This window comes from Psychrilyobacter atlanticus DSM 19335 (genome assembly GCF_000426625.1).
Classification (GTDB): Bacteria; Fusobacteriota; Fusobacteriia; order Fusobacteriales; family Fusobacteriaceae; genus Psychrilyobacter; species Psychrilyobacter atlanticus.
Map to the genome: position 1 here is coordinate 1,111,975 of NZ_KE384548.1, position 25,431 is coordinate 1,137,405.

The 25,431-nt window shown below is 33.0% G+C and carries 23 protein-coding genes; 6 read left to right on the forward strand and 17 right to left on the reverse strand.

What is annotated here, in order from left to right; genetic code table 11:
• Nucleotides 1-33 precede the first annotated feature (33 nt).
• From K337_RS0117170 to hpfH, 5 genes are all read right to left on the reverse strand, one after another.
• Nucleotides 34-453, reverse strand: coding sequence for a GlcG/HbpS family heme-binding protein (locus K337_RS0117170; protein WP_028857671.1), 420 nt, complete (start codon nt 451-453; stop codon nt 34-36).
• Nucleotides 454-574: 121 nt separating this feature from the next.
• On the reverse strand, nt 575-1,723 hold the full coding sequence (locus K337_RS0117175) for an iron-containing alcohol dehydrogenase (RefSeq protein ID WP_028857672.1): 1,149 nt from the start codon (nt 1,721-1,723) through the stop codon (nt 575-577).
• Between the two features lie 76 nt (nt 1,724-1,799).
• Nucleotides 1,800-2,687, reverse strand: a complete 888-nt coding sequence (locus K337_RS0117180; RefSeq protein ID WP_028857673.1) for a TSUP family transporter — start codon at nt 2,685-2,687, stop codon at nt 1,800-1,802.
• 129 nt (nt 2,688-2,816) lie between these two features.
• Entirely contained in the window at nt 2,817-5,354 is a 2,538-nt protein-coding gene (hpfG, locus tag K337_RS0117185) for a (2S)-3-sulfopropanediol dehydratase (protein ID WP_028857674.1), read from the reverse strand.
• 31 nt (nt 5,355-5,385) lie between these two features.
• Entirely contained in the window at nt 5,386-6,336 is a 951-nt protein-coding gene (gene hpfH, locus K337_RS0117190) for a (2S)-3-sulfopropanediol dehydratase activating enzyme (RefSeq protein WP_028857675.1), read from the reverse strand.
• Between the two features lie 553 nt (nt 6,337-6,889).
• Here hpfH and K337_RS0117195 point away from each other — a divergent pair.
• Together K337_RS0117195 and K337_RS18995 are read left to right on the forward strand one after the other, a co-directional pair.
• Nucleotides 6,890-7,534, forward strand: a complete 645-nt coding sequence (locus K337_RS0117195) for a Crp/Fnr family transcriptional regulator (RefSeq protein ID WP_028857676.1) — start codon at nt 6,890-6,892, stop codon at nt 7,532-7,534.
• Nucleotides 7,535-7,828: 294 nt separating this feature from the next.
• Nucleotides 7,829-8,938, forward strand: a complete 1,110-nt coding sequence (locus K337_RS18995; protein WP_051251911.1) for a hypothetical protein — start codon at nt 7,829-7,831, stop codon at nt 8,936-8,938.
• 101 nt (nt 8,939-9,039) lie between these two features.
• On the opposite strand, the gene K337_RS0117210 is transcribed toward K337_RS18995, so the two are convergent.
• Together K337_RS0117210 and K337_RS0117215 are read right to left on the reverse strand one after the other, a co-directional pair.
• Nucleotides 9,040-9,564 carry a nitroreductase family protein gene (locus tag K337_RS0117210; protein ID WP_028857677.1) on the reverse strand — a complete coding sequence of 175 codons (525 nt, stop codon included), beginning with the start codon at nt 9,562-9,564 and terminating at the stop codon, nt 9,040-9,042.
• A 60-nt stretch (nt 9,565-9,624) separates the two neighbouring features.
• Nucleotides 9,625-9,993, reverse strand: coding sequence for a SpoIIAA family protein (locus K337_RS0117215; protein WP_028857678.1), 369 nt, complete (start codon nt 9,991-9,993; stop codon nt 9,625-9,627).
• Nucleotides 9,994-11,032: 1,039 nt separating this feature from the next.
• Between K337_RS0117215 and K337_RS0117220 the strand changes: the two genes are divergently transcribed.
• Both K337_RS0117220 and K337_RS0117225 read left to right on the forward strand, forming a co-directional pair.
• Nucleotides 11,033-11,437 carry a GNAT family N-acetyltransferase gene (locus tag K337_RS0117220; RefSeq protein ID WP_028857679.1) on the forward strand — a complete coding sequence of 135 codons (405 nt, stop codon included), beginning with the start codon at nt 11,033-11,035 and terminating at the stop codon, nt 11,435-11,437.
• Nucleotides 11,438-11,548: 111 nt separating this feature from the next.
• The gene (locus K337_RS0117225) at nt 11,549-12,430 is read left to right on the forward strand and encodes a PhzF family phenazine biosynthesis protein (protein WP_028857680.1); all 882 of its coding nucleotides are present in this window, start codon (nt 11,549-11,551) and stop codon (nt 12,428-12,430) included.
• Nucleotides 12,431-13,137: 707 nt separating this feature from the next.
• On the opposite strand, the gene K337_RS0117230 is transcribed toward K337_RS0117225, so the two are convergent.
• Nucleotides 13,138-13,563 (reverse strand): hypothetical protein, encoded by a 426-nt coding sequence (locus K337_RS0117230; protein WP_028857681.1) that lies wholly within the window; start codon nt 13,561-13,563, stop codon nt 13,138-13,140.
• A gap of 50 nt (nt 13,564-13,613) precedes the next feature.
• On the reverse strand, nt 13,614-14,171 hold the full coding sequence (locus tag K337_RS0117235; RefSeq protein WP_028857682.1) for a type II secretion system protein: 558 nt from the start codon (nt 14,169-14,171) through the stop codon (nt 13,614-13,616).
• A gap of 1,076 nt (nt 14,172-15,247) precedes the next feature.
• On the opposite strand from K337_RS0117235, the gene K337_RS0117240 reads away from it, so the two are divergent.
• Nucleotides 15,248-16,441, forward strand: a complete 1,194-nt coding sequence (locus K337_RS0117240) for a DUF819 family protein (RefSeq protein ID WP_028857683.1) — start codon at nt 15,248-15,250, stop codon at nt 16,439-16,441.
• Between the two features lie 751 nt (nt 16,442-17,192).
• A complete protein-coding gene (locus K337_RS0117245; RefSeq protein ID WP_028857684.1) occupies nt 17,193-17,372 on the forward strand; it encodes a hypothetical protein in 180 nt (59 codons plus the stop codon).
• 82 nt (nt 17,373-17,454) lie between these two features.
• Here the strand turns inward: K337_RS0117245 and K337_RS0117250 are convergent, their stop codons facing one another.
• The 8 genes from K337_RS0117250 to K337_RS19000 all read right to left on the reverse strand — a co-directional run bounded on the left by K337_RS0117250 (nt 17,455) and on the right by K337_RS19000 (nt 25,224).
• On the reverse strand, nt 17,455-18,339 hold the full coding sequence (locus K337_RS0117250; RefSeq protein ID WP_028857685.1) for an ABC transporter substrate-binding protein: 885 nt from the start codon (nt 18,337-18,339) through the stop codon (nt 17,455-17,457).
• 9 nt (nt 18,340-18,348) lie between these two features.
• Nucleotides 18,349-19,125, reverse strand: a complete 777-nt coding sequence (locus tag K337_RS0117255) for an ABC transporter ATP-binding protein (protein WP_028857686.1) — start codon at nt 19,123-19,125, stop codon at nt 18,349-18,351.
• The gene (locus K337_RS0117260; RefSeq protein WP_028857687.1) at nt 19,122-20,093 is read right to left on the reverse strand and encodes a FecCD family ABC transporter permease; all 972 of its coding nucleotides are present in this window, start codon (nt 20,091-20,093) and stop codon (nt 19,122-19,124) included. Before K337_RS0117260 ends, K337_RS0117255 begins: the two co-directional genes overlap by 4 nt.
• Before the next feature lie 23 nt (nt 20,094-20,116).
• Nucleotides 20,117-22,240 carry a TonB-dependent receptor gene (locus tag K337_RS0117265; protein WP_028857688.1) on the reverse strand — a complete coding sequence of 708 codons (2,124 nt, stop codon included), beginning with the start codon at nt 22,238-22,240 and terminating at the stop codon, nt 20,117-20,119.
• A 94-nt stretch (nt 22,241-22,334) separates the two neighbouring features.
• Nucleotides 22,335-22,697, reverse strand: a complete 363-nt coding sequence (locus K337_RS0117270) for a YbaN family protein (RefSeq protein WP_028857689.1) — start codon at nt 22,695-22,697, stop codon at nt 22,335-22,337.
• A 1-nt stretch (nt 22,698) separates the two neighbouring features.
• The gene (locus K337_RS0117275) at nt 22,699-24,147 is read right to left on the reverse strand and encodes a coproporphyrinogen-III oxidase family protein (protein ID WP_245584906.1); all 1,449 of its coding nucleotides are present in this window, start codon (nt 24,145-24,147) and stop codon (nt 22,699-22,701) included.
• 5 nt (nt 24,148-24,152) lie between these two features.
• On the reverse strand, nt 24,153-24,590 hold the full coding sequence (locus tag K337_RS0117280) for an ExbD/TolR family protein (protein WP_028857691.1): 438 nt from the start codon (nt 24,588-24,590) through the stop codon (nt 24,153-24,155).
• Nucleotides 24,568-25,224, reverse strand: a complete 657-nt coding sequence (locus tag K337_RS19000; RefSeq protein WP_051251914.1) for a MotA/TolQ/ExbB proton channel family protein — start codon at nt 25,222-25,224, stop codon at nt 24,568-24,570. Before K337_RS19000 ends, K337_RS0117280 begins: the two co-directional genes overlap by 23 nt.
• Between the last annotated feature and the right edge of the window lie 207 nt (nt 25,225-25,431).

Genomic DNA, 25,431 nt, shown 5'->3' on the forward strand with positions numbered 1-25,431 from the left:
ATTGTTATTTTTTTCTCTATTAATTATAAAAAATTAAAGTTCTAGAGCTTCTAATCCTGCGGTAGCTACAGCAATATCTTCTTCTACACTTCCCCCACTGACTCCAATTCCACCTATTACCTTTCCATCTACAACTACAGGCAAACCTCCACCAAAGGGAATAATTCTTCCATTATTCGTATGATTTAATCCAAATAGATCAGATTCTGGCTTTATTTTTTCTGTAAGTTTATCAGTTGCTCTTTTCATTGTTGCTGCTGTAAATGCTTTATCTGTGGCTATACTAATACTAGTTATAAAAGCTTCCTCCATTCTTTGAGTATAAAGGATATGACCTCCTGCATCTACTACTGAAAAAACAAAAGACTTACCTATTTCTTCACACTTTTCAAGAGCTTTCTCCCCCATTAATTTTGCTGCTGCTAAAGTTATTATCTTTGTGTCTTTAAACATATTGGCTTCTCCCCTTGTTTAAATTATTAATTTTTATCTTTTCATAATATCTATTAAAAAAACTCCCAAACGTTTAGAAAATTTTCTAAACGCCTGGGATGTATTTTATAAGGTTTTTATTTTATAATGCTTTTCTATAAAGTTCGATCATGTCTTTTAGAGTTGTCTGTCTTGGATTTGCTAAGACATTTCCACTCTTCATAGCATCCTTTGCCATCTCCTCGATCATATCTTCTTTAACTCCTACTTCTGAAAGTGATTTTGGAATTCCAAAATTTTCGTTTAACTTTTTGATCTCTTCTACAAGCATCTCTGGTTTGAAATTATTAATCACTTCATTCCCTTCACGGATATAATTATAAATTACTTCATAACGTCCATTATCAGCTAGAGCATTATACTCCATAACTGTTGGAAGAAGGACTGAATTTGCAACACCATGGGGCACGTGGTAAAACGCACTTACCGGATGACTCATAGCATGAACATTCCCAAGTTTTGCCCATGCAAATGAGATCCCAGCAAAATTACTTCCTGTCATCATTGCACATGCAGCTTTTTCATCTTTTCTATTTGCTACAAACCTACGAACATTTTTACCGATTAATTCCATTGCTTTTTCAGCCATTGTATCTGAAAATGGTGAAGCATTTCTTGAAAGATATGCTTCTATTGCATGGATCAGTGCATCTACACCAGTTGAAGCTGCAATTGATGCAGGTGCAGTCATAATTAGTTCTGGATCTAAGATTGCATATTTAGGAAGAGTTTCATAACTAATCATTGAAAACTTATAGTTTTTCTCTTCATCTGTAATTACACATGATGCTGTTGCCTCACTTCCAGTTCCTGCTGTTGTAGGGATTGCAATCATTGGTACAATCGGTCCCGGAACCTTATTCATACCTTCATAGTCTCTGATGTCTCCACCATAAGAAGCAAGTACTCCTACAGCTTTTGCAACATCTAATGGACTTCCTCCACCAAGAGCAACAATACTTGTTGCGCCACACTCTTTATAAGATGCAGTAGCTTCATTTACAACATCTATTGTTGGATTAGGTACTACATCTAGATAAGCTGTACATTTGATTCCGCTAGCTTCAATGATGTCCTTTACTTTATTTACTACACCTATACTCTCTAAACCACGATCTGAGATTAAAAAAACATGATTTGAATTATTTTCTTTCATGATCTCTGGAAGTCTCTTTAAGCTTCCTATTCCAAACTCGATATTTTGTGGTATTTTAAATCTAAAATCTTTCATTATTTTCCTCCTAAAAATGGCTTAACTCCCATAAAGGGAGCTTACCTTTAAACTCTAAAACTAAATTATTCTATAATTAAGCACCATGTAGTTGCTCGTTAGCCTTTTTATTCTTTACAACGGTATAGATATATCCTAGACCAACTACTGTAAGCCCAATAGATGACATCTTAATTAATTCAGGAGTCCATGGAACATTACTCTTAAACATATTTACTCCAATTAACATTAAGACAGCGTATACAATACGTAAAAATTGTACTCTGTTGATCTTTTCTAAAAATCTCATACCAAAGAAGAATCCGATTCCAGCCATAGGTAATCCTATAAGTAGTGCACTTGTTAGATATGCTCTATTTCCTACTGGTACATTGTTATATTGAGCGAAAGCATTCCATACATTAAGGATGCACCATAACCATGTCATTGTATTACGGAATTTTTTCTTATCTTTTACTGCTTCTAGTGTATAAACAGTAATTAATGGACCTCCGATAGTAAATGCTCCATGGACAACTCCACCTAATATAAGACATCCGTAACGAAAAACTTTTTTTACTGTTGTATCTTCTGCTTCATCCTCTTCTTTTTGTTTAATAACTAGAGGTTTTATGATGTGTTTATGAATATTCATAGTTGCAATAACAATGATCATTCCACCAATCCCGATCTTTGCCGTTTGAGGACTAATACTAGTAAATAATTTGTTTCCAATTAAGATTCCTGGTGCACAAAGAGCTACAATTTTAGCCAAGTCTTTCCAAGAAACATCTTTTCTTCCTTTAATCCCTAGGTAATATAGGAAAGGTAGTGTGATGATCGTACCATACGGTACTCCGATAGCCGTTCCTAATATTCCATTTGTTACTGGTGCAGCAATAACAGTACATCCAAATCCTGTAGTCCCTTGAACAAAGAACCCAACAATTTGCATTAAACCAACAAGTATAAAATCAAAATTCATATTTCTCTCCCTTTAAATAATTAAATAATATTATCAATCAAATAGATACAAAGATCTATTTGTCCCCTCCCCTATGAAAAACATAGGGATCAATAGTTTATATTTTGTAATAATCTTTTTATGTTTCAATTAAAAATTAAGCTCTGTACGTTGAATTAGATCTTTTTGTAGTGGTTTCCCAAGCTCTACAAAGTAAGCGCTATATCCAGCTACACGTACTAGCATATCTTTATAATTTTCTGGATTTTTTTGTGCTGCTTTCATAGTTTCAGAACTCATGATGTTAAACTGAACATGCATTCCTTGCTTTGCAATATACTCATCGATGAAACTGATCAAGATGTTAAACTGAACATGCATTCCTTGCTTTGCAATATACTCATCGATGAAACTGATCAAGATGTCTCTTCCCTCTACTCCTGATACAGCTTCTTCTGGAAATCTTAGATTTAATAAAGTTCCATTACTTGCAAGACTATGGTCTACCTTTGCTACAGAGTTTACCAGAGCAGTCGGTCCACAGATATCATGAGATCCTCCATCAGTATGTACAGGTCCCATATTATCAGAGATAGGTTCATTGTTCTTACGACCATCTAGTGATGCATTGGTATATAATCCCATCCCTACATTGGCATTTACTGTATATACCCCTGGACTAAAGTCTCCACCTCTAAGGTTTTTTCTCCCTTTTATATGCCTGCAGTAACATTCAAACATAAATTTAAATAGATCATCTGCTGCATCATCATCATTCCCAAAGTGGGGAACTTTTGAACTATTTACAAGGGCATATATCTTTTCATGACCTTCCCAATTATCTTTTACAGCTTTAAGTAACTCAGCACCAGTGTAACGTTTGTCATCAAACATTAATTTTTTAATAGTAGATAATGAATCTGCACAAGTAGCAATACCACTACCTTGTGGAGCAGTACCATTATACTTAACTCCTCCCTCGGTCATATCTTTTCCACTTTCAAGACAACCTTCAAAGAAAGCAGAAACATATGGAGTAGGTTTCACTATTCTATGTACATCTTCCATGATGTTTAAACAGCTGCATAGTTGGTCACACCAGTAAGCAAACTGCTGATCAACACTTTCAAGAACTTCATCAAAACTCTTATAAGTTTCTAAACTCCCGGTATTTGGACCAAGTTCTATCTCATTTAATGTACGTCCTCCATTAATTACCATTTCCATCATCTTAGCTGTATTTACATAACCTGCATCTAACCAACCAAATTCCTTTCCTGGAAGTGATGGCTCTACACAACCTACAACACAATAATCTCTTGCCTCTTCTAATGTTACTCCCTTACTTAACATAGCTTTGATTGCTGGGCCATCATTAAAGATCTTTGGATGTCCATAACCTGCTCTTGTACATTCAGTTGTTTTAACCTTTAATTCATAAGGCGTATTTTCGTGCATACGTACACAAACCCAAGGGTTCATCATCCTTGTATGAGCTGATCCTTCTAACATCAACATAGTAAGATCATTTGTTGCATCGTTACCGTCTTTATCTATTCCACCAATAGTAAGACTCTCTCCTCCGAACCCACGTCCATTACGGACTTTTACTGTACCTTTATCCTTTAATTTTGTAGGATTATTCATCTTTACATATAATACTTCTATAAGTTCTAAAACAAACTCTTTAGTAATTTCATTATTTTTCATATCAGCTTCATAGAAAGGATTTAACCACTGGTCCATACGTCCATAAGAGATCGAGTGACCATTCCCTTCTATTTGGATAAGTGTAGTTGCAAAGTTAAATAACTGTAATGCCTGCCAAAAAGTCTTAGGAGCATCTCCTGATATTACATGACAGTTAGCTGCCATATCTTCTAATTCTTGTTTTCTCTTTTCATCAGTTTCTACTGCTGCCATATCCTCTGCTAGTTTTGCATAACGAGTGATATATTTTTTAGAAGCTTCTAACATGATAATCGTTGCCTTATAAAAATCTCTTTTCTCTCCATACTCTGGATCACTCTTACTTAGTTTTGCAAAGTGAGTCTTAGCTTCCTCGATTACTCCACTATATCCCAGTGTCATTAGTTTCTTATAATCCATTGCAAAGTGACCTATCCCGGCAAAATGATAGTTATTTGTTTGGAATACTTTTTCTCCTACATGGGAACCCTTCTTTTGCTCCTCATCTAGTCTTACATTTATAAGATCGTCAGCACACTTCCCTTCCCAATATTTACAAAGTTCTAAAATTTCTTGTTTTTCTTTCTCATTTCTTATATAAAATTGATCGTTTGAACGTTCCTCAAATGGAGAATTTAATATCTCATCGGTGATCCATTTTACAGAGAATTCAGGATATATTGGTGATGCCTTTGCTGGTGCTGCTATCTCACCTAAAATTAGATCTTCGTCATAGATACTAAGTGTTGTATTAAGTAATATATTTTCAAAAGCATAGGCACATTGAAGTTTACGTGGAGCTGATTCATTATTTTGATAAGCTTCTGTTACTAATCTAAATCTTTCTACATCTATATCATATGGTCTATCTAAAAATGTCTGTCTAAGATTATTTACACGTGGATATGGAGACCAGTCTTCATGATTGACTTGGTAGCCTATACTATATACCTTATCAAAAGCTTCTGTTCCACATGGATTTGTGTTATTCATTTTCATTAAAATCCCCCCCTAATATATGTTGTTTTATTTATTCTTTTTCCTTAGTACCTACTAGACAATGAATCCCTCTACTATTAAAATACTGTGCAATTTCATGGATGTGTTTTTGAAATGATTCTCTCTCAACTTGAACATCTTCCATCTTATAGGTCATTCCCAGTGAACTATATTTTTCTTCCCCTAGACGCATAAAACTTAAGAGCTGTAGTGTTCTTACACGACCACCAAGTTCATCTAATATAAAATCTGCTGTGGTTTTGATATTTTCCATATCATCATTTACATTTGGAATAACAGGAATTCTTAGAATAAGCTCCTTTCCTTCATCTACAACTTTTTTTAAATTTTTCAAGATCTTTTCATTGTTTGCTCCAGTATATTTCTTATGGATATCTGTATCCATATGTTTTATATCTGAAATTACCAGATCGGTATACGGTAATATCTTTTCGATCTCCTTCCAGTCACCATAGAAGCTAGATTCAAAACAGGTATGAATTTCTTCATCTTTGCAGGCCTTAAAAAGTTCTGCTACAAAGTCACTTTGAAGTAATGGTTCCCCTCCGGAGACTGTAACCCCACCACCAGAACGCTCATAATAACCCTTGTCCTTACAAATTTCTTTCATACACTCTTCTACAGACATAGATTTACCCCATTGTTTGATTGCATCTGAAGGGCAGGCATTATAACAAGCAAGCCAATCTGTAGATTTACCAGGATCTATAGAAGTCAGTTTACCATCTGTAAAAGTCAGCATACTTTTATCAGAACAGACCTCTTCACACGAACCACATTTTTCACGGGAAATACATTTACTCTTATATACACCTGGTTCTATAGAAGCCTTAAAACTCTCAGGATTTCCACACCAATCACATCGGAGGGGACATCCTTTTAAAAATAACTCTGTACGGATTCCAGGTCCGTCATGTATTGTAAAACGCTGAATATTGAAAATAATTCCTTTCTGTAACATTTGATCACCTCCTCCAAACATTAATTTTCAAAAATAATTAATTCACATTATTGAAAACAATCTAACTATATTTTAGATATTTTCATATTGTTACTGAATTTCGAAAGAACTTAATCTTTATATTTTGTTATTTTTTTATCTTGCTAAAATTATATCCTAAAATTAAAATAAAAGTGTCTCTTTAGGACACTTTAAATTCAAAATTTCACTTTTTATTCTAGTTTATATATATTTTTTTTCTCCTAATCATACTTTTAGTCATTTTTATTTAAAAAAAATAAAAAAATCATTTTTTAGACGTTAAAATTTACCGAAAAACAACTAAATTCATCTAATATCTCTTGAAAATAAAATTAATTAAGATATTGATGTGTAATTTTTAACATAGTTATATATCATTATATACTAATATCTATTTAAAAGCTGTAATAAATGTTACCGAATATTTAAATTAAATCTGTTATAATATAATTGAGTTTATTTTAAATAGCGTTGTATAATTAAATATACATAATAAATATTTAGAATTTTTCTAAGAGGAGGAGGAATTAATTTGGATAGTTTAGAATTTCCCGTTACACTGCTGCCAAAATCTGTAAAGGATAAAATTAAATTTAAAAGATATAAAAAAGGGAATCTCTTATATGGACAGGGAGATGATAAGGTTTTTTATATAAAAAAAGGAAATGCAATAAAAATCAGATGTGATGAAGACGGAGAAAAGATCTTTCCCTATATGTTTTCTGACGATGAGTTTGTAGGAGTTAATGCATGCTTTACAAGTGGAAGTGACTGGGATTGGGAAGTTATAGCATCTAGTAATGAAGTTACAGGATATGAAATACCAACTTCTATATTCAAGAAATATATCCTAAGTACGTCTTTATTTATGGAGGACTATATGCCAAAATGTACAAATATACTTTTTCAGGGACTTAGAGGTTTTTATATCTATTCTCAGGGAGGGGCTGCTGCTTATTATGCTTATATAATATCAAATTATTTTTGTAAAGACAGCAATACTTTTTATTTTGACAGTTACACCCAGCTGACTAGAGCAGTGTATGTAAATAAATCTACCCTTTATAAAATAACTAATCAATTTATTCATGAAGGTATTATAGAAAAATATAAAAACAGCATAAAGGTAATAGATAGAAAAGCATTAATAAAATACTTTGACTCTTATAAATATTAATACTTATACAGCAAATTCTCTGGAGAGTTTTACAGAAAGAAAAATTATTTGAAATTTATATGGTAGAAGGCAGAAATAAAATTTCTGCCTTTTTTAATTTTATACTTTGTGTTATATTGTTCAAAATAGACACTCTTAAATGTAAAATTATAGTTATCATAAAATCTAATGGGATATTTTATCCTGTTAAGATAAAAAAACTGGAGGAAGATAAAAATAGATATTAAATTTAGCAGCCAAAAAACAGGAAAGATAGCTATATCAGGGCATGTGGGATGTGGTCACTGTCATAGTTTGAACAATCAGGTACAGGATGATTCTCCTGGATTGTCAGTAGTTCTTTCCCTTTTTAAAAAAGCAACTGGAATAGATCTCACCATAGAAAAATTTAAATTTGAGGAAAATAAAATTACCGCTATTTTAAAAAATGGCGGAGAAGGTTACGGGACAGTTAAAAGAAAATATACATTGCAGGAAAAATCAATTATTAATAGTTTAATTGGAAAAGAAGCTGTTAATACTCATACTCTAGTTTTAGAAGCATTTGGAAGAATTTATGGTCAGGGAGTTATGGAAACACCTGTAGCTGTTCAAACAGCAATTGCAAATGCCGCTTTAAATAGTTTTACCAAAAACTATCCTGATAAGTTTATTTCAACTGTTGAAGATATTGAAAATAATATTGGGAATATAGTTGGAACAGTTTTAGAGATCAATAATATCCCCGTTAGTGTATTAGGAACAGTAAATGCAACTGAAGGAGGAATAGGACCAAATGAAGATTTAGAAGGAAATTCGCCTAATTATTCAAAAAAATTAATTATAGAAAAATTAGGGATGGATAAATTACCTACTTTAATTATCGAAGCTATGATCTATTCTAAATTTTCAAAGGGTTTAGAAAAGCCCACTTATTTTGTAAGAGGAGATGCCACAGACGATAACCCTTTTGTTGTGGAGGCAGTTGTTAAAGCCGCTAAAGATCTAGGAATAGAATGTAAATTTTTTGATGGAGCTGCAAAGAGAATGAAAGGAGCTTTAAAAAGTAATACTGAAAAAGTAGCCAATAAAATAATTGAATTAGGAAATGCATTAAAAATTAGTGAATTTTCAAAAGATAAAGTTCAGATTATCTCGGATTTAGCCGATATTATCAGCCAGGATTGTGGCGGGATAAGTTTTATGTCCAATGAACTTCATGGGGAAATTGGTGGTGCTGGAATGATAAAAAGAACAGGGGCAGTTATAAACTTAGTTGTCACAGAAGAATACGGGGAAGAGAATCCAATTCCTTATTTGACAGAAAAAGATCTGGAAGATTATTTAAATTTAACTGTCGCTTCTATAGAAAAATTAATTAAAAATATAGATATGGCAACTAATCATATATTTTCCGTAAAATAAATATAATTTATTTCCTGAAGAAGAATTAAATGGGTCAAAATATTTTACCCTTTACACCCTGGAATCTAAAAAATGGAGACTAAACTAGTCTCCATTTTTCTTTATTTTTTAAAAGAATCATAAACTACAGTTTCAGATATCTCGAGTCTTTTCTCATGCAGCTGATGGGGAACACTTTTTTCATGGGGATATCCCACAGGGAATAGTGCTACCGGTATTATGTTTTCAGGGAGCGAGAATATATCTCTGATCTTTTGGGGATCAAAATGTCCAACCCAGGTAGTTCCAAGGTTGAGGTTAGTTATTTCTAACATCATCTGGGTTGCCACAATACTTGCATCCACTTCTCCCATATCCTTATCGTCGTAACGTCTCTTCCAGCTTACTGTATTGTCATAGCAGACAAGGATTGCCAGGGGAGCATCGAAATGATATTTACTGCACTCCTTTAGTTTTTCCAAACTTTCATCTGATTCAAGGACAAGAATCCGTTGTGGCTGATAGTTAACTGCTGTAGGAGCAAGTCTTCCAGCTTCTAAAATCAGATCAATCTTTTCCTTTTCAACTTTTTTATCCCTGAATTTACGCACAGAATACCGTTTTTTTGCTAATTCTAAAAAATCCATAATAAAACCTCCAAATTTATATAAATATTTTACTGTATTATTTTACAATAGATTTATACCTTATAAATTTTCTTTTAACCATTTAAACATCTCTTCACTATCATCATAAACTTTCATTTCTCCAGAGACCATAGTATTGGCCAATTTCACTAACTGATCTTGAATTTTATAGTGTTTTCCAGATATTCCTATTTTATAAAAATTATTTCTATTTTTGAATCCATATATTATATCATCTATTACAGCTTTTATTGACACACCTTGAAAGTCATCACTGAGAACAATAGCTAGCTTTAATTTTTCCGAATCTTTTAATATCTCTTTTTCTTTTTCTATCTCTTGGATTATCACTTTTTTATAGTCTTCATCTGTTATTTTACCACTCATTGTAAAAAATAATACATCGTTTATTTTTTTAAAAATAATCATCTGAACCACTCCTCTAAAATTTATTATCTAACTAAATTACCCCATAGACAAATAAGGAAATCAAATTTTAATTAAAAATTACACCTTATAGATCTTTTAACCTACTCTAATTCCCTTATAATAGAATTATACCTTATAAATTTTCTTTCTGTCGGATCAGAATTTAAACTTTGGAATTTAAACCAAGAAATAATCTAAAAATATTGGACACGGAGATACACAGAGGAAAAAAGAGAGTACACGGAGTTTTATCCTCTTAAATTTTTAACTTTTAATTTTGAAGGCGATGCCACTTTCACAATAGTTATTCTACTAAGAGCGATATACAGAATAAGTTCCGCAACGTAGTGAGGACTGTAGCTCAAAAGCTCGAAGTTATTCTATCTCTTCTTAAAAGCCATTTTCAAAATTTCTGCTTTTCTTTCCTCTATTTCTTTTTCAGATAAAAAGAAACAGAGTCCATTAAGGGTGACACCCTTAGATTTTAATTTTTTTCTATTTTTCTTCCCGAGTATTTAAGATAAATTCACCTTCTATGAATTAATAGTTAAAATCAAAGCCAGATTCTAAAGAGTCCCTCTTTAATACGGGTCTGTTTCTTGTCTTGACACAAGAAATAGACGAAAGAAAGTCAAGAAGGTTTATAATGGTCTTAATAAGTAATACACGATCGTCATTGTAGAAACATTACTGCCGAAGTGGAACGACTATAAACTTCGATTTAGGTTCTAACCAATAAGAAAAGGTTCTAAATCTGTATAGATTAGAGGGTTTTCAGTGTTCGCAATATTCTTAGTTTATGAAATAAACTTTATCTCAAAATCCTATGTTTATATAGTAAACTAATAGCATTTTGGTGATACCCCTTGCGAGTAGAGATATTGGTGATGCCCACATCGGGTAGTATCGAAGATACCCGCGTTCAAAGTTTTTTACTAGAACGCTGATGTTATCGCATCCATAAAAAAAATGATCACAAATTTTCTTAGTGACCTCTTTTTTTTGGTATAATTAAATAAAATCTCAAATGGAGGTCTCTATGACTATAAAAGAAGTTCCTATTGAAAAAATTTTAACTATCAGAAAGGAAGTTATGTGGCCCGATAAAGATATTAACTTTGTAAAAGTAGAAGGGGATGATAAAGCTATTCATCTTGGAGTCTATGAAAATAATAAAGTTGTTTCCATTGTTTCCCTCTATATCACAAAAAATAGCTTACAGTTTCGAAAATTTGCTACATTAAAAAGCCAACAGAAAAAAGGCTACGGAACCCTTCTTCTCAAAGAAGTTTTTAAATTAGCTGCCAATAAAAATATAAACTATATCTGGTGTAACGCCAGAAAAAATAAAATTTCTTTCTATGAAAGATTTGGATTAATTTCTACCGGGAAAGAATTTTTAAAATCAGGAAAAAGTTATGTGATAATGGAAAGAAGCTTCTAAAAATAATATTTTTAACTTTTAGAGTTTATAAAAAAGCAATGGGATCTAAAATAGATGTTTAAATTAATTTGCCAAATTAATCGTAAATATAAATTAAACAGGAGGTATTCGATGAAAAAAGAAATTTACCAGGTAGATGCTTTCACTCATAAAGCATATAGCGGAAATCCAGCAGGAGTAGTTCCAAATGCTGAAGGACTTTCATCCCTTCAAATGCAACTAATAGCAAAAGAAATGAATCTTTCTGAAACTGCATTTGTTTTTCCCGGTTCCATAGATTATGATTTTGAATTACGTTTTTTTACCCCAACTGGAGAAGTTGATTTATGTGGTCATGCAACAATTGCAACTTTTAGCCTATTAAAAGAATTAGGTATTATTCCTCCTCATAAAACACAAATAATTCAAAAAACAAAAGCTGGAAAATTAAATATTCGGTTTTTAGAAGATGGAAGTATATTAATGCAGCAAACCTCCCCAATAAACTTAAAAAAAGAAATCCCCCTAGATGAGTTATTTGCGATAATGGGCTTAGCTTCTGAAGAAGTTGGAGTAGAAAATTTAATGGAGTTCCCAGAAATTTGGTCTACAGGGCTTCCCGACCTTTTATTACCCATTAGATCAACTGAAATTTTAAAAAATTTAATACCTGCCATGGATAAATTAGCAAATTTAAGTCAAAAACTTAATATTGTCGGGGTTCATGCCTTTTCTATTGATAAAAAAAATCAAGTATGGTGTCGAAACTTTGCTCCTGCTTTTGGTATACCAGAAGAATCTGCAACTGGAACCTCCAACGGAGCATTAGGAGCCTGTCTTTATACAAAAAGATGGGGATCAGCTAAAGGTCTATCTTTTGTTGCACATCAAGGTGATTGGATGAAAAAACCAAGTAGAATAATTGTTCAAATAGATACTGGAAATGACTTTCAAGTATGGGTTGGGGGAAAAGCTGTAACTGTTTTTGAAGGTAAGCTTATAATCCCTGAATAACCATAGTCAGAAAATTAATTAACGGCATAAAAGAAACAGGGATCCCTGATTTACTTATAAAAGACAAGGTGGTTATAGGTTTGGTTTCTCTGATTTGAGATTCATATTTAAAATCAAAATCAAGTTCTAAAGAGTCCCTCTTTAATACGAGTTCATGATCACGAATATCAAAATTAGGTTGAAAAATAAATCTAATTTTAAATGTGGCTTGATCTGAGAAACGAACCAAAGAAAGTCAAGAAGATTTACGACACTTTCTCGTTATGGCTTCCCCTAAATGGGGGAACCGAAGCAATAACATTTGGTCTTTGTATAGTAAGTCACGATCGTCATCGTAGAAACACTACTGCTGTAGCTCAACGACTATAAACTTCGAATAAAAGGATATCTTTCTCCCTTTCGACATTTAGAAAGAACTTTTTATTTATAAGAAATTTCTAATATTCGTCGCCACGGGAGAGTGGCGATAGGTAAGAGAGGGTTAGAAGGTTCTAACCCAAAATATAAACTTCTTTGTTATAGCGATAAAATTATAAAATATTAGTGTAGATTGGTGGCTAAAAGAGAAAAGAATTCCTTAGTGTACTCTCTAGGGTTTCCTTTGTGAACTTCGTGTAAGGGGTCAGGTTTTGATAATTTAGTAATAAAAAAACCTCCAGTTATAGCTTACGCTAATCTGGAGGTTTTTATAAAATATAAGTCAGTTTTTACCTTTTTAAATTCCTCGTCCTGGGTTGTCTTATTCTGTCTTTCAAGATTAAATTATCCTTAGAAACTGGTGGGCGTGGTCTTTCTTTTATACTATTCTTATTCAATTCATCTCTGTTATTTAAAATATCTTCCTTCGTTCTCTCCCTATCTTCAACCTGTGGTATCCCATCTGGAAATCTATCCTCCAGCTTATCCTTCACATATTCCTGGAATTCAGGATTCTCTTTTATACCTTCTATGATCTCCTTTTTCTCTTCATCGGACAGGTCATCCCAAGAAACGTCGTTGTCATAATAATCATCATAATACCCGTAGTAATAATCGTTATACCAAGGGTCATAATCGGTATTAGTAGAAGTTTTATCGGCAGAGCTGCAGCCCAGTAGGATCAATCCCACCAGTATTAAAAATATTTTTTTCATAATAGATCACTCCTTTCAACAATATAAAATCTAAATATTTAATAGTTTAATTAATAACTGCTCCATTTTAATTCATTGGTACTAAGAGCACCTTTTCTATCGCTATATCCTACAGGCCTTACTACCCAATTTAGTTTGAGAGATTCTCCTCCTGCAATGAAATCAATAGGTGCTCCTCCATCAAAAAGGGTATACATATCATTGTTATTATCTAAATTATTTTCTAATGCTAACGATGTATGTCCCCCATAAACCAATTCGGAACCTGTTGTATAATATATTGATCCCCCTACTTCTATCTGCTTTTCTCTGGCTTCACGGGAACTGTTAGTTACAGCTATTAAATCATTTGTTTTTTTATCAACCTTCCTTCTTATCTCTTCTAATGTTATAAAGGTAGGTGAGGTCGAATCACTTACAGTTTTATCTAGAATAATAATTGGTATAGATGTTCTAACAGCACCTAATACTGCAACAGCTTTAGCATCTTTTGCTTTTGCTAACTCTCTTCTCAATTTTGGGGCTAATGTTGTTGCTAATATCCCTATTATAGCTATTACAACCAGCAGTTCAATAAGTGTAAACCCATTACTTTTATTTTTTTTCATAAATACATCCTCTACTTTAAAAATTTGTCATTTTTGTTTTTCAATTTAATTGACATGTCTAATAATCAATTATGACATATATTGTTTAATTTTCATATTATTATTTTATATATTATTAGCTCAACATTGTCAAATTAAATGCAGATTCTGATAATCGTCATTGAGAAACAATACTGTCGAAGATGAATGACTATAAACTTCAGAATTAGAAAAAATACTAATCATTATAACGTTAGTTTCTCTGATCTGAGATTCATATTTAAAATTAGATATATTTATATCTAATTTTAATATTCGTAAATCGAAAGGAGTCGTATCAAGGACGAAAACCTTGGAATCTTTAACATGTATTTCCATTCACGAGTATTTAAAAGAAGTTCACCTTCTATGAATTAACATTTAAAATCAAAATCAAGTTCTAAAGAGTCCCTCTTTTATACGGGTTCTTTCTTTTTTTCTGAAAAAGAAATGAACGAAAGAAAAGCAGACTTTTTCTAAATAATGTTATAGAGTAAGTCCATGGATCCCCGTTTCTTATTGGGATGCCTGACGGACATGGCGGGTACGACGAAACTCGTGAGATATATTCTGGGAAGTAGGATAACATCTAGAAAAAGAAATTAGGTTCAAAAGATAAGTCAAAATAAAAAACCAGAACCTAGTCTGCGTCAGGGTCAAAAGAAGAAGATTCTCTTACTAACCTTTCTATTTTTTTCCTTTGTGAGCTTCGTGTAAGGATTTTTGGAGTGAAATCTGACAAATTAATTTAATCCGTGTAAATTAAAGTATTTCTGTGTATCTCGTAGAGATCCGCGTTCTATGGATTGATTAAAGTCAGAACCTAGTCTGTGTCAGGGGAAAAAAGAAGAAGATTCTCTTAGTGACCTTTCTATTTTTTTCCTTTGTGAGCTTCGTGTATGGGATTAGGTTTTAATAACTTAATACAATTTATGACAAAAAATAAATTTCAGATATCCTTGTTATAACAGTATTCGATTTGACAAAACAAATTATATATCTTATATATAATAGTAAGATTGTGCAATTTATAACGAGATACAGGGGGGATTTTATTTATGATTACATCCGGTTATAGTTTTATAGCATTTATAGTTTGTTTTGCAGCAGGTGTATTTTTTATTGAAGAAAAGTTAAAATCTAAAACGAAATTTTTTGAGGTTATTCCGCCACTGGTAATTATCTACTTTGGGGTAATGCTAATGTCTACTTTTGGTTTTTGGTCACTATCTATTGATGGGGTAAAAACAGGAGCAGGTATAGCAAGGAACGGAATGAAGAGTGCTATTTTACCATCTATGATATTTTTGATGTTATTAAAGTGTGACCTACGGCATATCCTAAAATTAGGACCAAAGATGTTATTGGCATTTTTCTCGGCTACATTCAGTATAATGACTGGGTTTGTAGTAACATTTATGATCTTCAAGGATAAGCTGGCTGAAAATTCTTGGCAGGCTTTTGGAGCACTATCCGGTTCTTGGATTGGTGGAACTCAAAACATGGTAGCAGTACAGCAGGCATTAAATTTAGATGATGTAGGGATGGGATATACCTTATTGATAGATTCTATAGATTATTCAATTTGGATCATGCTCTTACTATTCTTTGTTGGTTCAAGTAAATTAATAATGGCTTTTAATAAATTTAATAAAGCCGATACCAGTATAGTAGAGGAACTTTCGGAGCATTTGGCTGCATTGGATGAAGAGATAGTAAAAGAAGTTACATTTTTAGACCTATTCGGTACATTGGCATTTGCTTTAGGAGCAGGAGCTTTTTGCGTATGGGTAGCTCAATATCTTCCACAGACTACTTTTTTAAACAATACAACTTGGTCTATTTTATTGGTTACAATTATGGGTATTGTAGGTGGAATGTCTCCAATGAGTAAAGTTCCGGGGTCCAAACAATTATCCAATATATTTTTATATACGTTGATTGGATTGATAGCTTCTTCTGCAAACTTTGCAGAATTAACAGAGGCACCAGTTTACATCATTGCAGGAGCATGTATCTTAGGAATTCATGGTCTTATGATGGCAATCTTTGCTAAGATATTTAAATTTGACCTCTTTACTTGTTGTGTTGCATCGGTGGCAAATATCGGAGGAGTTGCATCTGCACCTGTAATTGCAGGAGCATATAATGATTCTTTAGTTCCAGTAGGAGTACTTATGGGAATGTTAGGAGCAATCATAGGAACAGGGATGGGGCTTATCATGGCTAAGATCTTATTTTCATTACTGTAAAATATAATAAGAAAATAATAAGAATATCAGAAACTTCTTCCTGCATCTAGAGAAATCTAGAAGTAGGAGGATTTTTTTTATTTCTTTAACTTTTAATTTTGAAGGCGATGAGTTAGTTAAGGAGAATACCCTTAGAGTTTAATTTTTTTTTGGAGGAGTCGCGATAGTTTTCTCTATTGTCATATTTAGAAAATTCTTTTTAATTATAAGAATTTTTAATATTCATCACCTCGTGAAAACGCTAATATGAAAGGAGTAAGAAAGTTCTAAGGGTTCCGCCCTTAATACGGCCCCTTTCTTGTCTTGATACAAGAATAGGGGGAAAGAAAATCAAGAAGTTTATAAAGGTCTTTGTATAGTAATACACAATCGTCATTGTAGAAACAGTCCTGCCGAAGCTCAACGACTATAAACTTCAGAATTAGAAAAATACTAATCATTATAACGTTAGTTTCTCTGATCTGAGAGAAACTATAAGAAGGAGGAGTTAGATTTGATCCGCGTTCTATAGGTTCTCTTGGTGTACTCTCTTATTTTAACTTTGTGAGCTTCGTGTAAAGAATCAGATTTTAAAACTCTTATACTATAAGGTCTTCTACATTTGATCTGGTAAAATAAATACTCTTCCTAAGTTTTGTAATAAATTTTTAGAAAAAATGCTATTTATTTCTTGCATTTTTGATAAAATTGCAATATAATAAATCAAATACAAAATTGTAATTATTACAAATTAAATTAGAGGAGGAATAAAATGGGTTTAAATATGTGGAATGGATATAAAAATAACTTATTCAAATTTGACGGATGGAGAAAGGTAACAGCTAAAAAATCTAGCGTAACATTTACTTCAGACGGGTGGCAGAATAAGGTCAGCAGTAGCAAGAGTTTTAAAGTTCATACAGATGGATGGAAAAATTCAATAACTTTATAAGTTTCCCCTATAGACATAATAAAAAAATCCTCCTGCCCGTAGATATATCTAACTTACAGAAGGATTTTTTTATTGAGTTTTTTTATTTCCAGCTGCTGAGTTCTTCATAGAGTTCCCCTACTGTATCTATTATTCGAGGAGTCGGTCTCAGTATTTTAGAAGACTCAACTATTGCAACATTTCCCTTTTTCCCTGCTGTTGTTTCCATCACAAAGGGACTGCTGTTTAATATGTCTTCCTTTCCCTTAATTCCCATGGCCCCCAATAATATATCTGGATTTTGAGATATTAAATATTCAGGTGAAAGAATAGGTCTTCCCCCCTTTAAATTATCTGTGATATTTTCTATCCCCAATATTTCAAAAACCTGTCCTGGTAAAGATTTTGAATTAAATGCCATCATAGGAGAGGTGCTGAATAAAAAAGCTCCCTTATATCCCAGTGGATTTTTTTCTAACTTTTTCTCTACCGCATTTAATTTTTCTCTATATTCCACTGCAACTGTATTTGATCTTTCAGCCTTCCCTGTTAATTTTCCATAAATTTTTACATTATCCAAAATTTCTTCAAAACTATCTCCGTTATTTATAAGGTATGGAATCCCCCTTTCCTTCAAAGATTTTCCAAAATCTGATATCATTGGATTTATTATCACTAGATCCGGTTTATACGATATAATTTTTTCAATGGAAGGTTTATAGAGAGTTCCAACTGATGGTATTCTTTTCGTTTTTTCCATTGGCCAAATATCTTGGTTCATAGTATTGGCTATAGCAACTATATTTTCTTCCCCTCCAATCATATAAACAATTTCTACAACTGCGGGGTCTATTAAGATTATTTTAGAATATTCTTTTAACGCCACCTTGTTTCCTTGATTATCTACAACTTTCTTTCCCTCTATTTTTAATGAAAATGCCTGAACACTCATCATCAATATAGATATTAAAACAAATATTTTTTTCACTTTTCCTCCTTAAATTATTGGAATAACATATGGATTATTTTGATTATCGCTAATGACACTACATTTTAAATTATAGATCTCCATCAATATATTTTCTGTTAAAACTTCTTTAGGGATCCCCCGATACTTAGCCGCTCCACCCTTCATAATAATCAGTTCATCACAAAACATCGATGCTAAATTTAAATCATGTATCACTGCAACAGCCGTTATATCCTTCTTTTTTACCATAGTTTTTACCTTTCCCATTAATTCTACTGCATGATTTAAATCTAGTGCCGAAGTAGGCTCATCCAAAAGTAGTATCTCTGGATCCTGAGCTAGAGCTCTGGCCAAAAGTATCCTCTGGAACTCTCCTCCCGATAGATTAAAAGCTGTTCTATCCTTAAAATCATCTAACCCCAAATCATTTATAATGTTTCTTGTGATCTCTCTGTCCTTTCTGCTATATCCATGCCACGAACTTTTTAAATGGGGTAATCTTCCCATGAGGACAAATTCTTCTACATTCATAGGAGATGATAAACTTGATTTTTGAGGTACAAATGATAATTTTTGAGCTAATTCTTTCGGACCATATTCCCTCAGTTCCCTTTCTCCTATCTGTATCCTTCCGTCCCTATTTTTTAGTACACCTAAGACAGTCTTCAAGAGAGTTGATTTTCCGCATCCATTGGGTCCCAGAATACCTGTTAATTTGCCTTTTTTTATGTGTAAATTTACCCCTTTTAGGACCTCTCTTTCCCCGTATGAGATCTTTAATTTTTCTATCTTTATCGCCATCATCCCAGCCTCCCTTTATTTTTAAAAGCCAGGTACAGGAAGAACGGTGCTCCAAAAAATGCAGTTACTACACCTATTGGAATTTCTACAGGTGCTAGCACTACCCTCCCGATAGTGTCGCAGACCAGTAAAAAAAATCCTCCTGCAAGAGCAGCGTTTGGAAGGAGTTTTGCATTACTAGGTCCTGTAATCATCCTTATTGTATGGGGGATTATCAGCCCTACAAATCCTATCATTCCTGAGAATGCTACAGAGAAAGCTACCACCAATGAAGCTACTACCAAAACCTTTATCTTTAATTTTTCTACATTTATTCCCAAAGAATGTGCTTCCTCGTCTCCAGACAGCAAAGCATCCAATTGATTTCTATTTAAACAAAATACCAACATGGAGAAGATGAGAGGTACTATCAATATAAATACTTTTTGCCAGGTTGCATTCCCTAGATACCCCATAAGCCACATTGTGATTTTAAATGAATCTTCTCCTATGAGATACATTGCAAAAGATGTCATAGCTCCTATAAAAGATGAGATTGCTATTCCTATTATAAGCAGGGTAGTCACATCTACTTTGCCTCCCTTATTGGATAGTTTAAATATCAAAATAGTGCTGATTATACAGGCAAAAAAAGCTGTAACTCCATACATTATATCCGGCATATCAAATATGTATGCTATCACTGCTCCAAAGGTAGCACTAGCTGCTATCCCTATTATATATGGATCTGCCAAGGGATTTTGAAACACAGTCTGTACAACTACACCACTAGAAGATAACATCATTCCAATGAGTACAGCCATGAAAATTCTCGGTAACCTTATATCATAAATAATTGTTTTTATATAGTCCGGAGCTGTCTCTGGAAAAATTATATAGCTAATAGGTGTTGGAACACTCCCTATCTTAATAGAGAGTATTCCAACCACTAAAATTCCCAGAACCAGCATAAACGGCAATATTTTTTTCATGCTAATTCTCCTTTTTTATTTTTTTAAAAACTATACTTAAATCCTACATAATAATTTCTTTCTGCTGCCGGGTTATAACTTTTCCCGTCAGAACTATTAGAATCTTCATAAACACCTGTATAATACATCTCATTAAATATATTATTTATTCCTGCATATAATTTTAAACCATTATCCAAAACATAATTTACAGTTAGATCTGTAACGATATAATCATTTACTTTCCCACCTGTATTTTCATCATTTAAATAATATCCGTCCCTATAGATTGTATTTAACCCCAGAGATAGTTTCTTATTAAAGTTATAAGTTAAGTTTATATTTCCTGTATATTTAGAAACTCCAGGAACATAGTTACCAGAGGTGTCTACACTTCCGTCACTTTCCTTTATCTTGGCATCTATATATGTAAACCCTTCTGATATGGTGAACTTCCCTATATACTGTTCCGCAAATAATTCCACTCCTGTTCTTCTGGTCTTTCCGATGTTATAGAATTTCCAATCATATGGCATATTCCCACTCTGGACTATCTCATCTTTAGTCTCTGTATAAAAAGCAGTTGCACTGATATATGAATTAAATACATAATCTTTTAACCCCAATTCAAATGTGTTATATGTTTCCGATTGGAGATCGTTAAATGTATAATCTCCTGTAATTTTATCTTTATCTATAAATTCACTTGGTCCGGGAGTTCTAAATCCGCCTTCAAACCTTGTATATACATTTCCTGTGTCACTATATAAATAATTTACTCCTAATTCATAGGCATCATTTACAGTGTCTGAATCATAGTTAAAAGTATCTATTTCACTATATCCTGGAGTTGTCGGCAGGGATAGAGGTGGACCAAAAGTATATTTATCCGAATATCTGTCTATCTCATACTTACTCTTTTCCCTTCTGTACCCTTGGGTAAACTCAAAACTTCCTGTCTTATATTTATTTAAAGCATATCCACCGAAAGTTTCTTTTTCCATATCATATTCATAGGTTCTATACATCCCTAGATATCCTGGTTCTCCTGTCCTTTCTCCCTTATTGTTTTTATAGTCAAATCCCAGGATAAATTCACTTTCATCTCCATATTTAAAGTTTAACTTGGGGTTGATAATCAGTTTTTTGTCTACAAAAGATCCTACACTGTCCTGCCCCACTGATTTAAAAGTCGGCATCTGAAAAACTTGCATAACAGAACTATAGGTATTATCTGTATTTTGATAACTGGTATCCAAATCAAAAGTTATCTTATCTGTCAGTTCACTTTTATAATTTAATGAATATACATCCCTATCCACTTCTGATCTACTTGGAGAGGTCCACGGTTCCCCCTCTTTTTCTCCCGATTGCTTTCTATCATCATTTAGCTCTTGTCTGGTCAGGGAGTTACTCACTTTCCTATCTTCTTCCATCCTTGAATATTTTAGTGTTAATTTATTTTTATCGTTCAAGCTGTAGTTTAGCGCTCCTTCAAAGTATTTTTTATCATAACCGCTGTCATCTCTATAACCATCACCAGATTTATCATTATAGTTTAGCTGTACCGCTAATTTTTCTGTTAATTTTTGTCCTAAATTCATGTTAAATTCATGGGCATTATCACTTCCCACTCTGGCTCCTACACTGTTATATACCTTACCTGCTTCTATCTTAGTGATTATATTTACTACTCCTCCCACAGTTCCATCTCCATAGAGTACACTTCCTCCTCCTGGTAGGACTTCGATCCTTTCTATATTTTCTACCGGTATATTATCTAGGGGTAAGATCCCCATACTCGTATCCAATGGATTTATGTTTACGCCATCTACCAACACCTGTACATTGGCTTTAGATTTATTTGTTCCCTGCCCCCTTAAATCTATTGAAGTTCCGAATACATCTGAATTTACAGTTATCCCGGGAACTTTTTTTAATACTTCTGTTATCTCAGAATAGTTTTTCCCTTCTAGATCATCATTTGAAATTACAGTTAAATTCTTTGTTGTATTTCTAACTGTAGTTTCATACCCTGTTGTAGATACCACACTCTCTTCTAACCTCACTGAACTTTCCTTTACCTCGGTATCTTCATAAAATTCTCCTTCACTTGCATAAGATGTTGCAGCCAATAATAAACTTAATAATAATAATTTTGTTTTCATCCTTCTCCTTTTTAATTCGTAAAAACTATATTTTGTATTTCAAACTATCATGTTTTAATTTAAGGGAGATCTCTCTCCCTTAGGTTTTTATACGTTAATTTTTCAAGGTTTTTAATTTCAACAGATGATAGGTCACTCCTGCCAAAACTACCAGTAAAAATATCCTTCCATGAACATTTGAAATCTTCATAAAAGAAAAGAGAATCCCTCCCCAAAGAGTCCCCAGAGATATTATTTTTTCCCTTCTCTTCAACCCTTTTTTTTCTGAATAGTTATATATATACTCCCCTAAAATTTTATTTCCCATAAGCTTTCTATGAAATTTTTCCGATGATTTAGAAAATAAAGATGCCGATAAAAGTAAAAATGGTGTGGTCGGTAATAGAGGTAAAAATATTCCCAGGGTCCCCAAGAGTAGAGATAAAAATCCTCCACCTATCATCAGATACCTTCTCATGCTAAACCTTCCTCTTATTTCCGTATAGAGTATTAGCTAAATGACTAAGTATATCCTTAGAGATATTATTTCCCCAAAAGATCCCTTCGTTTGTTAAACTAAAGTTCTCTCCCTCATCGTTCATATATCCAAGTGCGATATAATCCTTCATCTTTTCGCCATATATATTCATCTCTTTTTCACTTAAAATATCAATAAGAGCCTCTTTTTTTACCTTGGGAAACTGCATTAATCCTGAAACCATATCAAATTTTCTATGTTCCTCGGTCTTTACACTATAAACTGATCCATTCTTAGCCATTCTAAAGACACCTACATTACCGATATTTCCTCCAGCACCTACCCCAATAGGGAATGTGTCCCCGCCAGCATTTCTAACTTTAATATATTTATATAGATCTCCGCCTTTTTTAGCTATCTTAGTCAGCTCTAACTGATAGTATTCTCCAGTTTTCATAAGTTCATCTGAAAATGCATTAGCCAACTCCTTCTCTCTTTCGAGAGACTTACTTAGTTCTACTCTACCTTTTTCTATATCTTCAGATAAAACCGATCCGTCATGAACCATCAGTGAATAGTAACTTGAACTTCCCAGTCCTAACTCTCTGGTAATTTTTGCATCCTCTACAACATCTTCCTTACTTTGGTTTGGGTAGTTATAGATAATATCGATACAAACTTCTCCATTGAAGTATTCTTTTAATTCCTCAAGTCTTTTTATTACTTCTTCTTTACCATAGGTCCTGTTATAAAATTCCCTTCCAACTTCACTAAAAGACTGAATCCCAACACTGAGCCTATTGACTCCATATTTCATCATTACGTCTAATTTTTCCTTGTTCAAATTATGAAGTGTTGTTTCAAATGTGAATTCATATCCATCTTTCAATCTCACATTTTCCTCTATGCTCTTTAGGATTATCTCCAATTGATTTGGTTTATAGACTGTTGGAGTTCCTCCTCCAAAGAAGATTACCTCGAATTCACTTTCCTTCATATATCTAGTGGATCCATATTTTCTAAACTCATCAGCTATATAGTTTGCATATTCATCTAAACTACCCTTTAATTGCTCTCTATTCAAGTTACAGAATGAGCAAATCTTATCGCAGTATGGTGTATGAACATAGATTGACTTTGGAATATCTCTTGTCTCACCATCTAAATATTCTATAAATCCATCATCATCTAGACTTTTCTTTTCAAAAAAATCATCTAGGATAGCACTGGAATTATGATGGGATTTTAGCCTTACCTCAAATGGTGACATGGTCTTTTCCTTGTTTTTTGGTGCTCCCATCATTGTTTTCATCATTTTTCTTAGTTTTGGATTTTTAGCTACCTCCCCCATTAGAGCCATCATGCCTTTTTTTTCTATTGTTTTTTCTAACTTTCTATACTCTTCATCCCCTAATGCATTATGGAGAGCTTCTCTCATTTTTGGATTCAAACATATCACTTCCTCTCAGTTTCTATATCGATGCTCAAGGCACCTTTTTCTTTAGCTATGGACATTATATCTACCACATCGCCATAATCTATCTCTCTATCAGCTACTATTCCTACTTTCTTCTCTTTGGATCTTTCAATAACACTCTGGAGTTCCGTCCCCAGATTTTCTAAGTTCACATCCTCTATGGCAGATCTTCCCAGTATATCTGTTTTTAATTTTATTTCCTTACCTTTCCCTACGAGGATAGATATCTCATCTATATCTTTTGCACTTTCTTTAATAGAACTGGATTTAGGCAATTCGATCTCCAGTCCTCCCATATCATTAAATGTTGTAGCAACCATAAAGAATATTAAAAGTAAAAATACCACATCTATAAGAGGTGTCAAATCAGGAACAACTTGTCTTTTTTTCCCATTAGAAAACTTTTTTAGACTCATTTCTGCACCTCTGCTTTCTCAAGAAATTGATAAATTCAACAGCATTTTTTTCCATATTATGGAGGATCTCTTCTATTTTTTTACTATAAAAATTATGAAAAATAAGTGCCGGTATAGCTACCCCCAGCCCTGTGGCTGTAGTAATTAGTGCCTGGGATATTCCTTTGGCAATAATTGTCGGGTCTCCAGTTCCGTGAGTTGAGATTGCCATAAATGCCTGGATCATCCCGGTAACAGTACCAAATAACCCCACCAGTGGTGTCACATGGGCAGCGATTCCCAATATCCACATATTTTTTTCTAATTTAGGCATCTCACGAAGTGCTGATTCCCTTGCTTTTTCTTCCAGAAATTCATAGTTACATCCACGAATACTGCAGCTTTCATACTCGTTTATTATCTCTTTTATAACTACTGCACTACTATTTTTAAACCCATTGCAAACTGCTATAGCTTTATCCTTTTGGCCATCAATCATATACCTCTCCAGATGATTCAATAAAACTGCACCGCTATGTCTCTCATTTTTTAAAAAATAAATCCCTCTCTCTAGAATAACCCCAAATCCGATAATGGATAAAAACATTATCCCATATACAATAATACCTCCGTTTTCCAATATGTGCTTCAACATCTCTCTCCTCCTAAATATTAATATAAAGTTTTGAGCCTAAAACCTTAATAAAAATCTTTCTTTCAGTTTCTTTTTTTCTTTACTTTGAAAATCAAAGCATTGGATACGATTATAGTTAAAAAGACAAAAAATGTCAATATTTTTATTTTAAATTTACCAATTATAAGTTTTTCTAAAATTTTGATTGCATAATCTTGTTCAGCGTGT

Excerpts from the sequence above, each read along its gene's own strand:
- K337_RS0117170 (WP_028857671.1), bottom strand. The coding sequence starts at position 453 with ATGTTTAAAGACACAAAGATAATAACTTTAGCAGCAGCAAAATTAATG.
- K337_RS0117175 (WP_028857672.1), bottom strand. The coding sequence starts at position 1,723 with ATGAAAGATTTTAGATTTAAAATACCACAAAATATCGAGTTTGGAATA.
- K337_RS0117180 (WP_028857673.1), bottom strand. The coding sequence starts at position 2,687 with ATGAATTTTGATTTTATACTTGTTGGTTTAATGCAAATTGTTGGGTTC.
- hpfG (WP_028857674.1), bottom strand. The coding sequence starts at position 5,354 with ATGAAAATGAATAACACAAATCCATGTGGAACAGAAGCTTTTGATAAG.
- hpfH (WP_028857675.1), bottom strand. The coding sequence starts at position 6,336 with ATGTTACAGAAAGGAATTATTTTCAATATTCAGCGTTTTACAATACAT.
- K337_RS0117210 (WP_028857677.1), bottom strand. The coding sequence starts at position 9,564 with ATGGATTTTTTAGAATTAGCAAAAAAACGGTATTCTGTGCGTAAATTC.
- K337_RS0117215 (WP_028857678.1), bottom strand. The coding sequence starts at position 9,993 with ATGATTATTTTTAAAAAAATAAACGATGTATTATTTTTTACAATGAGT.
- K337_RS0117220 (WP_028857679.1), top strand. The coding sequence starts at position 11,033 with ATGACTATAAAAGAAGTTCCTATTGAAAAAATTTTAACTATCAGAAAG.
- K337_RS0117225 (WP_028857680.1), top strand. The coding sequence starts at position 11,549 with ATGAAAAAAGAAATTTACCAGGTAGATGCTTTCACTCATAAAGCATAT.
- K337_RS0117230 (WP_028857681.1), bottom strand. The coding sequence starts at position 13,563 with ATGAAAAAAATATTTTTAATACTGGTGGGATTGATCCTACTGGGCTGC.
- K337_RS0117235 (WP_028857682.1), bottom strand. The coding sequence starts at position 14,171 with ATGAAAAAAAATAAAAGTAATGGGTTTACACTTATTGAACTGCTGGTT.
- K337_RS0117240 (WP_028857683.1), top strand. The coding sequence starts at position 15,248 with ATGATTACATCCGGTTATAGTTTTATAGCATTTATAGTTTGTTTTGCA.
- K337_RS0117245 (WP_028857684.1), top strand. The coding sequence starts at position 17,193 with ATGGGTTTAAATATGTGGAATGGATATAAAAATAACTTATTCAAATTT.
- K337_RS0117255 (WP_028857686.1), bottom strand. The coding sequence starts at position 19,125 with ATGATGGCGATAAAGATAGAAAAATTAAAGATCTCATACGGGGAAAGA.
- K337_RS0117260 (WP_028857687.1), bottom strand. The coding sequence starts at position 20,093 with ATGAAAAAAATATTGCCGTTTATGCTGGTTCTGGGAATTTTAGTGGTT.
- K337_RS0117265 (WP_028857688.1), bottom strand. The coding sequence starts at position 22,240 with ATGAAAACAAAATTATTATTATTAAGTTTATTATTGGCTGCAACATCT.
- K337_RS0117270 (WP_028857689.1), bottom strand. The coding sequence starts at position 22,697 with ATGAGAAGGTATCTGATGATAGGTGGAGGATTTTTATCTCTACTCTTG.
- K337_RS0117280 (WP_028857691.1), bottom strand. The coding sequence starts at position 24,590 with ATGAGTCTAAAAAAGTTTTCTAATGGGAAAAAAAGACAAGTTGTTCCT.
- K337_RS19000 (WP_051251914.1), bottom strand. The coding sequence starts at position 25,224 with ATGTTGAAGCACATATTGGAAAACGGAGGTATTATTGTATATGGGATA.